This window comes from Nocardiopsis sp. iso_238 (genome assembly GCF_056173325.1).
This window is the reverse complement of record NZ_CM149668.1, coordinates 5,854,835-5,869,766: the sequence shown is the minus strand read 5'-3', so window position 1 is coordinate 5,869,766 and position 14,932 is coordinate 5,854,835. Positions and strand designations below refer to the sequence as shown.

Annotated in this window: 16 protein-coding genes and 1 tRNA gene; 4 read left to right on the top strand and 13 right to left on the bottom strand. The window is 70.3% G+C overall.

What is annotated here, in order from left to right; translation table 11 throughout:
* Positions 1-5: 5 nt before the first annotated feature.
* On the top strand, positions 6-1,127 hold the full coding sequence (locus AC0VYL_RS26510; RefSeq protein ID WP_475481785.1) for a PQQ-dependent sugar dehydrogenase: 1,122 nt from the start codon (positions 6-8) through the stop codon (positions 1,125-1,127).
* 202 nt (positions 1,128-1,329) lie between these two features.
* On the opposite strand, the gene AC0VYL_RS26505 is transcribed toward AC0VYL_RS26510, so the two are convergent.
* The 13 genes from AC0VYL_RS26505 to AC0VYL_RS26445 form a co-directional block, all read right to left on the bottom strand.
* Positions 1,330-2,076 carry a hypothetical protein gene (locus tag AC0VYL_RS26505; RefSeq protein WP_475457016.1) on the bottom strand — a complete coding sequence of 249 codons (747 nt, stop codon included), beginning with the start codon at positions 2,074-2,076 and terminating at the stop codon, positions 1,330-1,332.
* A 93-nt stretch (positions 2,077-2,169) separates the two neighbouring features.
* On the bottom strand, positions 2,170-3,348 hold the full coding sequence (locus tag AC0VYL_RS26500) for an amidase (RefSeq protein ID WP_475481784.1): 1,179 nt from the start codon (positions 3,346-3,348) through the stop codon (positions 2,170-2,172).
* A 10-nt stretch (positions 3,349-3,358) separates the two neighbouring features.
* Entirely contained in the window at positions 3,359-4,051 is a 693-nt protein-coding gene (locus AC0VYL_RS26495) for an ABC transporter ATP-binding protein (RefSeq protein ID WP_475481783.1), read from the bottom strand.
* A 22-nt stretch (positions 4,052-4,073) separates the two neighbouring features.
* On the bottom strand, positions 4,074-6,116 hold the full coding sequence (locus AC0VYL_RS26490; RefSeq protein ID WP_475481782.1) for a bacteriocin-associated integral membrane family protein: 2,043 nt from the start codon (positions 6,114-6,116) through the stop codon (positions 4,074-4,076).
* Positions 6,117-6,161: 45 nt separating this feature from the next.
* Complete coding sequence (locus AC0VYL_RS26485) at positions 6,162-6,458, bottom strand: lactococcin 972 family bacteriocin (RefSeq protein ID WP_475481781.1); 297 nt, start codon at positions 6,456-6,458, stop codon at positions 6,162-6,164.
* 20 nt (positions 6,459-6,478) lie between these two features.
* On the bottom strand, positions 6,479-6,781 hold the full coding sequence (locus AC0VYL_RS26480; protein ID WP_475481780.1) for a lactococcin 972 family bacteriocin: 303 nt from the start codon (positions 6,779-6,781) through the stop codon (positions 6,479-6,481).
* Between the two features lie 10 nt (positions 6,782-6,791).
* The gene (locus tag AC0VYL_RS26475) at positions 6,792-7,085 is read right to left on the bottom strand and encodes a lactococcin 972 family bacteriocin (RefSeq protein WP_475481779.1); all 294 of its coding nucleotides are present in this window, start codon (positions 7,083-7,085) and stop codon (positions 6,792-6,794) included.
* Between the two features lie 245 nt (positions 7,086-7,330).
* On the bottom strand, positions 7,331-8,410 hold the full coding sequence (locus AC0VYL_RS26470) for a CU044_5270 family protein (RefSeq protein ID WP_475481778.1): 1,080 nt from the start codon (positions 8,408-8,410) through the stop codon (positions 7,331-7,333).
* Positions 8,407-8,961, bottom strand: a complete 555-nt coding sequence (locus AC0VYL_RS26465) for an RNA polymerase sigma factor (RefSeq protein WP_475481777.1) — start codon at positions 8,959-8,961, stop codon at positions 8,407-8,409. Before AC0VYL_RS26465 ends, AC0VYL_RS26470 begins: the two co-directional genes overlap by 4 nt.
* A 140-nt stretch (positions 8,962-9,101) precedes the next feature.
* Entirely contained in the window at positions 9,102-9,908 is an 807-nt protein-coding gene (locus AC0VYL_RS26460) for a S1 family peptidase (protein ID WP_475456998.1), read from the bottom strand.
* 131 nt (positions 9,909-10,039) lie between these two features.
* Complete coding sequence (locus AC0VYL_RS26455) at positions 10,040-10,339, bottom strand: hypothetical protein (protein WP_475456996.1); 300 nt, start codon at positions 10,337-10,339, stop codon at positions 10,040-10,042.
* A 289-nt stretch (positions 10,340-10,628) separates the two neighbouring features.
* The gene (locus tag AC0VYL_RS26450; protein ID WP_475481776.1) at positions 10,629-11,198 is read right to left on the bottom strand and encodes a hypothetical protein; all 570 of its coding nucleotides are present in this window, start codon (positions 11,196-11,198) and stop codon (positions 10,629-10,631) included.
* 269 nt (positions 11,199-11,467) lie between these two features.
* Positions 11,468-11,541, bottom strand: a tRNA-Gly gene (locus AC0VYL_RS26445).
* Positions 11,542-11,664: 123 nt separating this feature from the next.
* Between AC0VYL_RS26445 and dcd the strand changes: the two genes are divergently transcribed.
* From dcd to AC0VYL_RS26430, 3 genes are all read left to right on the top strand, one after another.
* Positions 11,665-12,249: a dCTP deaminase gene (gene dcd, locus AC0VYL_RS26440; RefSeq protein ID WP_475456988.1), complete on the top strand. Its 585-nt coding sequence runs from the start codon at positions 11,665-11,667 to the stop codon at positions 12,247-12,249.
* Between the two features lie 409 nt (positions 12,250-12,658).
* Positions 12,659-13,672 (top strand): quaternary amine ABC transporter ATP-binding protein, encoded by a 1,014-nt coding sequence (locus AC0VYL_RS26435; RefSeq protein WP_475456986.1) that lies wholly within the window; start codon positions 12,659-12,661, stop codon positions 13,670-13,672.
* On the top strand, positions 13,669-14,892 hold the full coding sequence (locus AC0VYL_RS26430) for an ABC transporter permease (RefSeq protein WP_475481775.1): 1,224 nt from the start codon (positions 13,669-13,671) through the stop codon (positions 14,890-14,892). The genes AC0VYL_RS26435 and AC0VYL_RS26430 overlap by 4 nt, the downstream gene beginning before the upstream one ends.
* The last annotated feature ends 40 nt before the right edge of the window (positions 14,893-14,932 follow it).

The following is a 14,932-nucleotide window of genomic DNA, read 5'->3' as shown; positions in this document are numbered from 1 at the left end:
CCGACATGGAACGGACACACACGGGGGCCCGTCGGCCCCTCCCGCTCACCCGAACCCTGTCCCTCCTGGGGGCCGTCCTCCTCGTGGGTTCCTGTTCCACGACCGAGGCCGGCGGGTCGGGGACGGACGGGCGGCCCGAGGGGTCGGCCGGCGGTGCCGACCTCGGTCAGCCCGAGGACCTGGCCACCGACCTCGACGTGCCGTGGGGGATCGACTTCCTGCCCGACGGCTCCGCCCTGGTGGCCCAGCGGGACTCCGCCGCCGTCGCGCACGTGACCCCGGACGGGCGCGTCACGGACGCGGGGACCGTCGAGGGCGTCCGCCACGGGGGCGAGGGCGGCCTGCTCGGCCTCGCCGTCGACCCCGACTTCCCCGAGCAGCCCCACGTGTACGTCCACCACACGACCGACACGGACAACAGGGTGGTCCGGCTGGAGTACGACGGCGGCTCCCTCGGGGACTCCGAGGTGATCCTGGACGGGATCCCCGCCGCGAACACCCACAACGGCGGCCGGATCGCCTTCGGGCCCGACGGCCACCTGTACGTGGCCACCGGTGACGCCCAGGAGGGGGACGCCTCGCAGGACACCGACTCCCTGGCCGGGAAGATCCTGCGGATCACCACCCTCGGTGAACCCGCCCCGGACAACCCCTTCGACAACCACGTGTACAGCTACGGCCACCGCAACGTACAGGGCCTGGCCTGGGACGACGAGGACAACCTGTACGCGACCGAGTTCGGCCAGGACACCCTGGACGAGGTCAACCTGATCGAACCCGGGAACAACTACGGCTGGCCCGAGGTGGAGGGGCCCGGCGGCGGTGACGGGTTCACGGACCCGCTGGTCACCTGGGAGCCCGCCGAGGCCTCACCGAGCGGCGCGGCGATCGTCGGGGACTCCCTGTACGTGGCGGCGCTGCGCGGAGCCCGGCTCTGGGAGATCCCCCTGAACGGCGACGGCACCGTGGGTGAGCCGGAACCGCACTTCGTCGACGAGTTCGGCCGCCTGCGCACGGTGGTCGCCGCCCCTGACGGGGACGCCCTGTGGCTGAGCACCAGCAACCTCGACACCTGGGGTTCCCCCGCCGATGACGACGACCGGATCATGACCGTCCCGCTGGAGTGACCGGGCGCTCCGGGCCTAGGCCGTGTTTTTTGGATCATTCCGCGCTCGCGACCACCAGGCTGCCTCTCGCCGCGCCGATGAAGCTCGGACAGCCAAACCCGGGCTGACCTTCACTCATCGTCTTGCGAGAGATTGCCTGGACGGCCGCTCGCATCGATGGCGGCTCCGCCGCCACCGGCGAAAGCATCCAAAAAAACACGGCCTAGCCGAGCAGGCCGCGCGTGATGACCTCCTCGGTCAGGACACGGCGGATCTCGTCGTCCTCACCGACATGGCCGGGGTGCTCGGCGCTCTCCCGCAACCGTTCGCGCACCGCCGCCACCACCTCGTCGGTGATCAGGGCACCGGACAGCGGTGCGGCCTCGGCCGTCTCACGCCAGCGGCGCATCGCCTCCAACCGGCCGTGTTCGACGGACTCACGGGTGAGGAGGAACAGACCGTCGACGTTGCGGTCGTGGGCGTCCTGGTCCAGCAGGTCCACGTCCACGACGGCCACCGGCTGCGGGGCGCCGCCCTCGGAGTCGGGGCGCAGGTGGTAGACCCGCCAGACCCGGCCGTTGGTGAGGAACACCCAGTCCACACCCCGCTCGACGGCCAGGCGCCGCGCCATCTGGATGTTGCGCAGGTCCAGGTCCTGGCCGATCCGGCGCACCTCGACCGGGGCGAAGAGCTCACCGTCGAGGACGATCGCGTAGTCGATCGAGTCCCCGCTGGTGCGGTACTCCGTGGTCAGGTCCTGGTACTTGCTGAAGTTCAGGCCGACGCTGAAGAAGTCGGCGACCAGCAGACGGGTGTCGCCGTCGTTGGCGTCGCGCTCCGCGAGGTCGGCCAGGGGACCGGCGAACCGGTCGACGGCGGCGGCCACCCGACCCCTGACGGCGGTCTCCCAGCTCACCGTGGTGGTGAACTGGCCCGTCCTGGTCATGACCTGGGTCTCTTCCGTGTCCATGCCGTCCGTTTCCGTGTCTGGGGCAGCCCCGCCACACGGCTTTCTCCGGGGGCCGGGGAACACGCGGACGAGGGGGAGAATCCGCCTCAGATGCTACATCTCCGGGATGTGACCGCCGTCCCTGAGGGGCGGCGGGAGCGGGGCGGGCAGGGCGCTTTCGGCGTCCCTGGCGGCGGCCAGGAGGAGCGCGTCCCCGTGGTGCCGCGCCACGAGGTGCAGACCCACGGGCAGACCGTCCCCGGTGAGCCCGGCGGGCAGGCTCAGGGCCGGGTGCCCGGTGAGGTTGAACAGCCAGGTGAACCCCACACTCATCACCTCGCCCGGCCCCGCGTGCGGATGGGCCCGGTTCGGGGTGGTGGGCGTGGCGATCAGGTCCGCGGAGGACAGGACCGCGTCCAGCGCGGACAGGTCCCTCCGCCGGAGGGAGGCGTCACCGGGGGGAGTACCCCGTTCCCGGCGGGCGAGCCAGGCCTCAGCGGGGTCGGTGAGCGCGAGCCGGGGCACCGACACCGTCACAGCGGGGGGCCGGGCCCAGCGCCGCAGCGCCCGTTCCGCGAGCTCCACCACCTCCGGATCCGGGTCGTTGAACCCCAGCGTCGGGGACCACGCGACGCGCAGGCGCCGGGGAGTGGCCACGGGAAGGCCACCGAGCACGGCGCTCCGGTACAACTCGACGTCCGCGACCGTGCGCGCGATCGGCCCGCCGACCGTCAGCCCGGCCCGGTCCCGGGCCGGAAGCAGCCCGGTGGTCGGTTTGTAGCCGACCACACCGCACCAGGCGGCGGGGATCCGCGTGGACCCGGCGCCGTCGCTCGCGGTCGCCAACGGGACCGCCCCGGTGGCCACCGCGACGGCGGACCCGGCGGAGGAGCCGCCCGGAACCCGGTCCGGTCGCCAGGGGTTGAGCGTGGGGCCCGCGGCCGTGTTCCCCCAGGTCTTCCACGGGGTTCCGGGGCCGGGTACGGAGGTGGACCCGACCGGGACCACACCAGCCGCGACCAACCGCCGGGCCTGGTGGGAGCCGGTTCCCTCCGAGGCCTTGACGGCCAGGGGCACCCCGGCCAGGGGCAGCCGGACACCGTCGGCCACGGCCGCGTCCACCCGGGCCGCGCACTCCAGCGCGGACTCCGGCCAGACCTCGACGAAGGCGCGCAGGTGTCTGATCCGGTCGACGCCCTCCAGCGCCTCCCGGACGGTCTCGACCGCGCTGGTCACACCCCGGGTCACCCGGTCCGCCGTCTCACCCGCCGTCCGCGGTGTCTCGTTCCTCACCGGACCGAGGTTAGTGCGGTCGCGTCGTGACACCGAGAGAGGCTCGGCCCCGGCCCTTCCGGTACTCCGGGGACCCTGACGGTCTCGGCGGCTCCAGCGCGTGGACGGTGTCGCAGGCGTCCCGGACGGCCTCGTCATGGGTGGCGATGACCACCGCGCAGCCCTCCCGGCTCATGCCACGCAGGACGTCCACCACCATCGCGCCGTTGTCACCGTCCAGGGCCCCGGTCGGTTCGTCCGCGAGCACCAGGGAGGGCCGTTTGACCAGGAGCCGGGCCAGGGCCACGCGCTGCTGTTCGCCGCCGGACAGGTGGTGCACGCGCTCTCCCTCCCGTCCGGCGAGGCCCACCCGGGCCAGCGCGGCCGCGGGGTCCGGCCGGGCTCCGCACGGGCGGGCGACGTCGAGGTTGGCCCGGACGGTCGCGTTCTCCATCAGGGCGTAGTTCTGGAAGAGGTATCCGAGGTGGTCGCGGCGGAAGCGGCGCCGCCCGCGCGCGCCCAGCCGGGTGAGGTCCGTCCCCCGGAACTCGATGCGTCCACGGCTGGGCCGGTCCAACAGTCCCATGCAGTTGAGCAGGGTGGTCTTGCCCGAGCCGCTGGCACCGACCAGCGCGAGGAGGCGGCCGGGTTCGACGGTCAGGTCGAGGTCCCGCCACAGGACGCGGCGGCCGAAGGTCCGGGTCAGACCGGTCAGGGTGATCATGCGTCTCCTCGTGGGCGGGGGATCAGGCCCGGGTGGCGCCCTCACGGACGATACGGCGGTGGAGCAGGGCGAGCACGCCCAGGGTGAGCGCGAGCGAGGTCAGGGCGATCCCCGCCGCGTGGAGCGGTTCGGCCCCGGTGACGGGCACACCTGGCCGGGCGGGGTCGTCCGGCGCGGACAGCCGGACGGCGGTGTTCCCCACGGCCCAGCCCACGAAGCCGACCGCGAGGACGGCCTCCGTGGCCAACAGGCGTCGGTGCGTGGCCAGGAAGCCCCACCCGCTGATGTGCCGGACGAAGATCTCCTGTGCCCGGGTGCGCACGTGGACCACGCAGGCGGCCATGGCGGTCAGCAGGAGCACGGCGCCCGCGCCGACCAGGTTGAACGCCTCGGTGTGCAGGGCGTGCACGGCGAGGGCGTGGGCTCTGCGCGCGCTGGTCCCCAGGGTCTCGACCATCGAGACGTAGCGGGAGGCCTCCGGGCTCCCCGCACGGAACGCCTCCACCACCCCGGGATCGGGGAAGACCGTCTGTCTCGCGGACATGTGGTTCACGTAGGCGTTGTCGGACAGGACTGCCTCGTTGGGCAGGACGACGACGAGGGGCTCGTACAGCAGGGGCAGGGCTCCGCCGAGGCGTTCCTGCGCACCGTAGGTGAACAGGGTCTGACCGTCGGCGGCGGGCAGGACCCGCACGTCGAACCGGCCGCCCGGGTCCCCGTTCACCGCCAGCCAACCCGTCACCCCTTCGACCAGCGGCCCGGTGTCTCGGGAGGCGGACTCGGGCAGGAGGACCCGCACGGTCCCGGCGGCCCCGTACCGCTTGCCGGTCGGGGCGAGGACCTCCTCCTCGGCCAGGTAGGTGTCGTTGACCAGGAGTACCGGGCGGTCCGGCGTGGTGCCTCCGTCCGGGACGATCTCGGAGAGGCGCATCTGGACCGCCAGGACCAGGTCGCCCGCCGCGTCGGCCCTCCGCAGCCACGGGCCGAGCGTGTCGTCCACCGCCCGTTCGTCCGCCCAGCCGTAGTTGGCGCTCAGCGCGGGCCGGGACGTCTGCCCGTACCGGTCGTGGACCTCCAGACCCAGCCGGTGGTCCCGGACCTCCCGTGCGGTGGCGACCAGCGAGCCGATCAGCACGAGGGTCAGCGCGAACGCCGGGACGCGCACCAGGTAGACGGCGGCCATGGTGCCGCGCACGGGCAGCCGTCCCCGGAGCGCGGGCAGGATACCCGTGGTGCCGACCAGGGCCAGCGCCGCCGCGTGGGTGACGAGGCAGGGGAGGGTGAGCGAGCCCAGGAGGGCCAGCGCCAGGACCGAGTAGAAGCCGATCTGGTTCCCGCCGTTGTAGAGGCCGAGGAGCCCCAGCACGGCCACGGCCGCCACGGGCAGGACGACCGCCCACAGCCGCAGGACCCGGCCCAGCTCCCCGGCGAGCAGCCGCCCGTAGGAGTGCCCCTGGAGCCGCCGGACGGCGTGGTCCCGGGAGGCGAGCAGGACCCCGGCCCCGGTGGCGGTGACCGTGGTGAGCACGGCGACCGCCACCAGGTGCCACAGATGACCGCCGGTGAGGAAGTGCCACAGCCGGGTCCTCTGCACACCGGGCGCCTCGGACAGGCCGTGCCCGGCCAGTGCCTCGCGCAGCGCGGGAGCGGCCTCCGGAGCGCCGAACACCAGGTAGTAGCCGTGCGGTCCCACCTCGCCGAACTCCTCGATGGGATGGGTTCTGACCGTGAAGGAGCGGCCGAAGGACGGATACCCCTCCTCCAGCCAGCGGCCGTACCGGGATCCGGTATCGGAGACCGCCAGATAGAGGTGGGCCAGCGAGGACGGCGTGCGGACGTCCAGGACGCTGTAGCCGATGGCGGCGTCATGGGCGTCCGCGACCTCCCGCACCGTTCGCGCCACCTCGTCGGTGTCGTGGGTGCCGTCGCTCTCGGTGATCCACACCAGGTCCGGGTCGTCGAGCACGTGCACGGTCCGCTCGGCGGTGGCGGCCAGGAGGAAGGCGAGCAGCGAGGCGAAGGCGACGCACGCGGTGTAGGCGAAGGAGAGGGTCCGGTTGGGCACCTGGCGGTCCTGTCGGGGAGGGGGAACCCGTGGCTCCCGGGGCGGTCAGCAGCCGTTGCGCCAGTACTGCTGGTTGTTGGCCATGGCCCGCGAGGCCTCGGCTCTGGCCCAGATACCGGCCGAGGCGTTGACCCGCTCGGTGTGGGTGCCCACGGCGGTGGCTCCGTGGCAGTTCTTCGGGTGGTGGTAGTGGGACCGGACGAACCCCTGCCCGGGAACCCCGGTGAGGCTGCGCTCCCACACCCCGCCACCGACGTGGGAGGTCTGGGCGAGGGCGGTTCCGGCGGCGATGACGACGACGGCGACCACGGTGACGGACAGTCGGAGGAGGAGGGCTTGCATCGAGGACTCCCTGCCGGGGTCTAGCAGTTGTTGCGCCAGTAGCTCTGGTTGTTTCCGTTGGCACGCGGTGCGTTGGCCCGGGCCCACTGCCCGGCGTTCCTGTTCACCCGGACGGTGCGCGTTCCGACCGCGGTGGCCCCGTGGCAGGCGGAGCCGTGGAGGTAATGCGAGTAGACCTCGCCCGAACCGGGAATTCCGGTGATTCCCCAGAGCCATTCACCGCCGCCCACGTAGGAATGCGCGGCCAGGGCGGCGGTGCCGCCGCCCAGGGCGATCACGGCGGCGGTGAGAGCGGTGGCGAGTGCACGAACAGCGGTGTTCACGGCGGCTCCCCTAACAGCCGCTGCGGTAGTACGACTGGTTGTTGGTCCAGGCCTTGGGGGCGCTGGCGTAGGAGGTGTGGCCGGGGGCGGCGTTCCTGGAACGGTCGGTGTAGGTGCCCACGGCGGTGGAGCCGTGGCAGTTGCTGGAGTGGTGGTAGTTCGAGTACACGGAGGAGGTCGTGACTCCGTGGTACCAGGTGCCCCCGCCGATCCGGGTTCCCGCCAGGGCCGCGCTCGCGGCCCCGGCGGTGACCCCCGCGACGACGAGCGCGGCGACGATTCCCTGGTTGACTGTTTTCCGCATTCGAGAACCCCGGTCCTGTCGTTCTCCGTCGCATCGAAACGGAGAATAGGAGAATTCACAGAAGAGGAGATGCATTGCCCCTCTGAAATCCATTACTACCGCGCCCTTCAGGGTGTTTCCCTTTTGTGGCCGGATGCGGACACGATCCAGACGCCTGCTCCGACCTGGGGTAACGGGGTTCGCGAATCGGGTTTCTGTGGACTTGTCCGGTGGTCTGCCCACAGGCTGTGGACAGACCACCGCCGTCAGGGCTGCTCCTCGACCTCCGCGACCCAGGCGGTCTCCGAGATCACCACGTACTGGTTCACCATGGGGAGCTCCACACCTTCGATCTCCTCCTCCGACTCCACCGTGACCACCTCGAAGTACAGGGGCGCCCCGGTCTCGGAGTCGAACAGGATCCGGTGCTCCAGCCGTCCGCCCTCCTGGGTCTCCGAGTCCTCGATCACGAACAGCTCGCCCTCGCGGCCCTGCCGGTCCCTGTGCTCGCCCGCGTAGAGGACCCCGTCGTGCTCGGCCAGGGCCCGCAGGGCCGCGGCCTGGACCTGCGGGCTCACGGGGGCCTCGGTGTACAGGCTCTGGAGCCCGAGGAACAGGGTCGTCACCCGCGCACCCGTCTCGTGGCTCGCCCCCTGGACCAGCTGTTCCTCCAGCTCCTCGGGATCGGTGGACAGCGCGTGCGGCTCCCACGTGAAGAACATGCCGTCGCCCCCCTCACCGTCGCCCCAGGTGAACCTCTCGGAGCCGCCGCCGGACAGGAAGTCCAGCGGCCCGCGGTCACCGCCCCGGTACTCGGCCTCCCCGGTCACGATGACCTCCACCCCCGACTCGTCGGGGGCCCGCCACACACGGCGCTCCTCCGGCAGGATGCCCCAGCCCGTCTGCCCGTTGTCGGCGTTCTGGGCGTAGGTGAAGATCCATTCCGAGGTGCGCACGTAGGCGACGTCGCCGTTCCGCTCGGGGGCCTCCGCGGCCTCGGCGGCATCGGCCAGGTCGCGCAGGTGCTCCTCGGCATCGGTCAGTTCGGTCATGGGCACGTTCAGGGGGGCTGGCGGCGGGGTGGCGTGGGCGGGAGCGGAGTCCCGGAGCACGAACGGGGCCAACAGGGCGGCGGCCGCGACAGCGGCGGCGGTTCCCATCACCGCGGGCCGGGTGAGGGTCCCCCATGACAACAGGGGCGGGGTCCGTCTCGGCTGGCTCGCGGAGGCGATGACCTCGATCCTCGCCCGCTCCATGGCCTCGTGGTCACCGGGGTGGTCTGCGGCGGGGTCGTGCGCGGACAGAAGGTTCCGGACGGCGCGCACGTCCTCGTGGGTGTTCCTCACGACTTCTCCTTCAGGACGGGACGGACGGCGTGGGGGGTCGGGGCGGGGCGCGGTGGCGGGTGTTCGAGGAGGCGCTCGATCCTCTTGCGTGCCCGGTACAGGCGGACCCGGGCCGTGGGTGTGCTGCACCCGAGGGCCCGAGCGGCCTCCTGGATCTCCAGGCCCTCCCAAGCCAGCAGCATGACGAGTTCGCGGTCGGTGTCGCTCAGCCGCCCGATCACCAGGAGCGCGCTCTCCCGGTCCACCACCGTGCCGGTCGGGTCCGGGGTCCCGGGATCCGTGTCCAGCGCGGTGAGTCGTCCTTCCCGTCGCATCTCCCGCATCCGTGCGCGGGTGATGTTGCGGGCCACCCCGTACAGCCAGGGGAGCAGTTCCTCCCGGGGCATGCGGTCGAACCGTCGCCAGGCCACGGAGAAGGTCTCCGCCGCGACGTCGTCAGCCGAGTCCGGACCGAGCCGGCGCAGCGCGTACCTCCTGACATCGTGGTAGTGCTCTCTGAAGAGGCGGGTGAACACACCCCCCTCGACGCCGTCGGTGTCATCGCCGCTCATCGCTCTCCTTCCGGTTGGCCGTCACCCTCCTTCTGTCTGTGGTGCGCCGTTTGTTACAGCCGAATCTTCTGTCCACAGGCTGTGGACGAACACCGCGAGGCCCCGACCCTCCTGGGGTCGGGGCCTCGCGGATCCGGGTGTCAGCCCCGAACGGAGCCGACGGTGGCGGTGATCCAGTCCGCGTGCGCCACGGGGTCGGTGAAGACCATCGGGCCCACACAGAGCGGGCTCTCGTCGAAGTCGCCGTCCCGGCTGACGACACCGACGAGTTCCCAGGCCCCCTCCTCCTCGCGGACCAGGGGGCCGCCGGAGTCGGAGATGCACATCTGCGCCTCGTCGGTCGGGTGCTCCGAACAGAGGTCGCCCTCCGGGTCCATCTCCGCGCAGCGGTCCGGTGCGACGACCTCGGTGTCCAGCTGCTGGAGGGTGTCCGGCTTCCCCTCCTCACCGAACTCGTCGAGCATCCCCCAACCCAGACCGCGCGCCTCGGAGCCCGGAGCGGCCGACTCCTCCCCGATGCCGACGGGGGTCTGCTCGACCGGAGCGTCCAGCCTGAGCAGCGCGAGGTCGTTGCGCAACAGGTACTGCGAGAGCGGATAGTCGGGATCGTCGCTGACGTCCTCCACCTCGTACTCGGGGTGGAAGACGACCTCGACGACGGTGCGCTCGCTGCCGCCCGCGTTCACGTCGGTGCTGCCCACCCGCGCGGTGAGCTCTTCCGGGCTGGTGCAGTGGCCCGCGGTGAGCACCCACTCCTCGTCGACCAGCGCGCCCCCGCACAGGTGCTGGCCGTTGTCGTCGTACAGGGCCGTCATGAACCCGTACTCCTCGGTGGCGTCGACACCACCGATGACCGCCACCGCCGGAGTGGCCAGAGCGGTCGCCCCCAGGAACGCCCCCACTCCCAGTGCTCCGGCGATCGTCGTGCTCCTGCGGCTGTCCGCCATGCCAGACCCTTCCCGCTCGTGTTCCGTCACATCCCAAGCTAGGAAGCGGAACCCTCCGGGACATCGGCCCCGAGGACCACCTGGGCCTCCGACGAAAGTACGCACACGGCAGCCGAAGGGGCTACGGAAGGTCAACCGGCCGGGAGGCGGGACCCGAGGGTCAGCCCGATCCCCTCGGTGTCAGGCTCGACGGCGCTGATCACCCACACACGTTCGTCGAGGCGGGTCCCCTTCTCCGTGGAGTAGCCCTCCACCACCAGGACCCCGGAGTCCCCGTCCCGCAGGACACGAGCGGTCGACCGGGAACCGTCGGAGAACCCCAGGGGAAACGACTCCGGCAGCTGGGCAAGGTCCTCGGCCGGGGTCTCGACGAACACCCGGGCCCCGGGGAACAGGTGGCTGTACCCGGCGTGGGCTGTCGTTGGGCTCATACGCTCTCCCCGAAGAAGGCCGAAGACCACACTCCCAGAACACCGCACCCCCGGCCGCGCCCCGAACCCCGCGTGTCCTCACACCGGGGGCGGTGTCTCCTGCTGATCGGATGTCGCTCTCGCCCCCCCTGAGGGACCCGTTTCCAGCCGGTCGTGCCCGTCCTGACATCCCTGTGTATCCGGTTGGACAAGGGAGTTCCCAGGTCCAGGCCGCGACGGGGGGCAAGAACCCCAACACGAACCCGAACCTGACCGAACGGCTGGTGCGACCGTCGAACGCGCGGTCGGATCAGGCTTCGCGGAGGAACTCCTCCGCCTGGCTGCGGAGTGGTTCGGGAGCGACGGCCCAGATCGGGAAGCTCATCAACTCGCGCAGCTTGACCTCCTTGACCTCCCGGGGGGCGTCCTTGCGCAGGCCGAGATGGGACCAGGCCTGGTCCAGCTCCTTGTAGGGAAGGTCCCAGGAGACACCGATACCCCCCTCCACATTGCCGGGCTGAGAGGAAACCACCGCGACCTCGTCGGCGGTCGCTGCCGGTTCGATCTGGAGGAGCGAGAGCCCGAGCTGTTCGATGAGGTCGCGGAACAGCACCCGGTGGCTTTCGACGGTCTCGGTCGAGGGCCGTCCTCCCTTCTGGAAGTACAAGGAGAGGAGCCACCCGTCCTCGCCGGTGCGACCGAGCTCCAGGAGGAGGTGTTCGGTGCCGTCGGTGAAGGTGCGGTGCGCGATGCTCGTCTTTGCCCCGTGGCCCTCGGTGCGGGGCGTTCCCTCATCGAGTCGAAGCGTCTCGTGTAGCCATTGCACCTGGCCGGAGGTGAGGTCTCCATAGGCGTGGGCCACGAGCGCGGGTAGGAGCATGGGAAGGATCCCTTCTTCGGTCTGGGCTGCGCGGGCCTTGAGGGGCAGGCGGGTCCGGCACTGTCCAGGGAGCACGGCGATCGTCTGCCACGCTAGCGTTGCCGTTCGCGAGTGTCATGGGGCTGGCAGGAGGCCTCGGCGCTCGGTCGACCGGAGCGAGCGTCGGGAAGAGCGCCTCCGGGCGCGCCGTGCATGGCCCTGTGCGCCCCCGAAACGAGAACGGCCCCTGGTGGGCGAGGTGTCCTCGCGACCAGGGGCCGTTCTCGTGCTGGAGCGGATGACGGGAATCGAACCCGCGTTATCAGCTTGGGAAGCTGAAGTTCTACCATTGAACTACATCCGCGTCGGGTTGCCTCGGGGGCTGTCCAACGCTGGCTATCCTAGCCCAACTCTGGGCCCGGTAGGCAAGTCGGTGGGGTGTCGAGTGCTGCCCTCGGCCCGTTCTCGCAGGCGGTAGGTTCGGAGCGTGCTGCTCTCCGATCGCGATATCAGGTCAGAAATCGACTCCGGGCGGGTCCGGATCGATCCCTTCGACCCCTCTCTTGTCCAGCCGTCGAGTATCGACGTCCGCCTCGACCGGTTCTTCCGGGTCTTCGAGAACCACAAGTACCCCCACATCGACCCCTCCGTGGAGCAGCCGGACCTGACCCGGCTCGTCGAGACCGACGGGGAGGAGGCCTTCATCCTCCATCCCGGCGAGTTCGTGCTGGCTTCCACCTACGAGGTGGTGTCCCTCCCGGACGACATCGCGAGCCGGTTGGAGGGCAAGAGCTCCCTCGGGCGGCTGGGTCTGCTGACCCACTCCACGGCCGGGTTCATCGACCCCGGTTTCTCCGGGCACGTCACCCTCGAACTCTCCAACGTGGCCACGCTCCCGATCAAGCTCTACCCGGGCATGAAGATCGGCCAGCTGTGCATGTTCAGGCTGACCTCTCCGTCTGAGCGTCCGTACGGTTCGGCGGCCTACGGCTCCCGTTACCAGGGGCAGCGCGGCCCCACACCGTCGCGTTCGCACCAGAACTTCGCGCGGACCCGGATCGTCGAGGGCTAGCTGGACGGTCTCCTCTGGTCCCGCGGAAACGCTTACGGTACGGTTATGTACTGACACGTTCTGTCGCATTGAGTGCATGTCGCGGAATTGTGATCCAAGTCACCATAAAATGGTCAGTGGCATAGATCACATACGCGTGTTTTTCGAGGTCGCCATCCCTTGCCGCAGGTCGGCAGACGGGTTTTATGGCGGTTAAACACGTTATCTGGTAGTGACATGCCGCCTGAACTGTGCGTTCATATCTCGGTAAGGTGGCGCCCCGACGTGAACCAGGTAGTGGTTTCGCCCGATTCGGGCGCGCACGGAGGGGGCTCTGCGCGGACCGGCTACCTGAGGTAACCGCAGGTCGAGCGCTGGGTGCACACACCCGGCCCGGCCTCGCGACAGGGACAGCCCCTTAGAGGAGACCGTGCCAGTAGTACGCGCAGACCACCTGTACAAGGTGTTCGGTAAGCAGTCGAAGGCGGCCGTGGAACGGCTCGCGGACGGCAGTCACCGTGACACCATCGCCGACCTCGACGTGACCGCAGCCGTCATCGACGTGTCCTTCGAGGTCCAACCCGGCGAGATCTTCGTCGTCATGGGCCTGTCGGGTTCGGGGAAGTCCACCCTGATCCGCATGCTCAACGGACTGCTCGACTCCACGTCCGGCTCCGTCGAGATCGACGGCGTGGACATCACCACGCTCAGCCGCAAGAACCTGCTGAAGCTCAGGGGCGAGAAGATCAGCATGGTCTTCCAGCACTTCGCCCTGCTTCCCCACCGGTCGGTGCTGGAGAACGCCGCCTACGGGCTGGAGCTGCGCGGGTTCTCCCGCGCCGAGCGTTACGCCAAGGCCAAGGAGACCCTCGCCCTCGTGGGGCTGGAGGGCTGGGAGGACAAGCTCCCGCAGCAGCTTTCCGGCGGCATGCAGCAGCGCGTCGGCCTGGCCCGCGCCCTGGCCGCCGACACCGACATCATCCTGATGGACGAGGCCTTCAGCGCGCTCGACCCGCTGATCCGGCGGGACATGCAGACGCAGCTCCTGGAGCTCCAGGAGACGCTGGGCAAGACCATCATCTTCATCACCCACGACCTGAACGAGGCCATGCGCCTCGGTGACCGGATCTGCGTGCTCCGGGACGGTCGCGTGGCCCAGATCGGTGAGGCGTCGGAGATCCTGAACTCGCCCGCGAACGAGTACGTCGAGCGGTTCGTGGAGGACGTGGACCGCAGCCGCGTGCTGACCGCCGCCGAGGCGCTCGCGGACGTCGCCGTCGACGACGGCGCCCCGCAGGTTGCCGCGGACACTCTGGTCGCTGACCTGTTCACCAGCGTCGCCACCGAGAACCGCCTCCGAGTGGTCTCGGCCGACGACGAGGTGCTGGGCATGGTCACCCGTGAGTCGGTGCTCGCCGCACTGGTCCAGGAGGTGGCCAAGTGACCCCCGTCAACTTCCCTCCGTCGTTGCCCATCGGTGACGGCTTCGAGGCGTTCAACTCCTGGCTGAAGAGCAACTTCGGGCTGTTCTTCGACCTCACCGGCGACTTCATCCGCTGGGCCGTCTCGGTCCTGTCGGCCTTCTTCGTCGAACCGGCGGCCGGACAGCTCGCCTTCATCGCGGCCGTGATCATCGCGGTCCCGCTGGTGCGCTCGCGCCGGGTGCCGCTGCTCGCCATCGTCGTGGTGATCTCCCTCCTGTACATCGCGGAGGCGCAGTTCTCCCTGGTGACCGGCTTCATCAACAGCGTTCCGGGGCTCTTCGTCTGGGCCATGAACCTGTTCGACACCAACGTCGAGCCCACCTTCGTCGTCTCGCTGGTCTTCCTGATCGCGACGGCGGCCCTGGGCCTGGTGGACCGCGCCAACCGGGTGCGCACGGGGGTCGTCGCGGGCGGCTGGCTCGCGCTGGTGCTGCTGGGCTGGCTGGTCCTGCCCATGCTGGTCACCAACCCGATGTCCCTGCTGATGATCCTGCTGCTGAGCCTGCTCGCGCTCTCGGTGGCCGGGTGGCGCCTGGGCGTCTTCGCGCTGGTCGCCCTGACCGTCGTTGCCTCGGTGGGCCAGTGGACCAACGCCATGGACACCCTGGGCCTGGTCCTGGTGGCCAGCCTCATCGCCGTGGTCATCGCGATCCCGATCGGCATCCTGGCCGCCTACAACGACTACGTCAGCAAGGTCGCCAAGCCGGTCCTGGACCTGATGCAGACGCTCCCGGCGTTCGTCTACCTGATCCCGGCGATCTTCTTCTTCTCCATCGGCGCGGTGCCCGGTGTGGTCGCGACCATCGTGTTCGCGATGCCGCCCGGTGTGCGCCTGACGGAGCTCGGCATCCGGCAGATCGACAAGGAGCTCGTCGAGGCGGGTGAGGCCTTCGGTGCGCCCAAGCGCAAGATCCTCACCGGCATCCAGCTCCCGCTCGCCCTGCCGACGATCATGGCCGGCGTCAACCAGGTCATCATGCTGGGCCTGTCGATGGTCGTCATCGCGGGCATGGTCGGCGCGGGCGGCCTCGGCAGCCAGGTCTACCAGGGCATCACCCGCAACGACGGCGCGCTGGGCTTCGAGGCCGGAATCGCCGTGGTCATCCTGGCGATCTTCCTGGACCGACTGACCGCCGCCGTCACCCGCAAGAGTCCTCAGGCCAGGGTCAGCAGTTCCTGACACCGGTCTTTTTCGAGCAGTCCTGATGGAAGGAATCCAG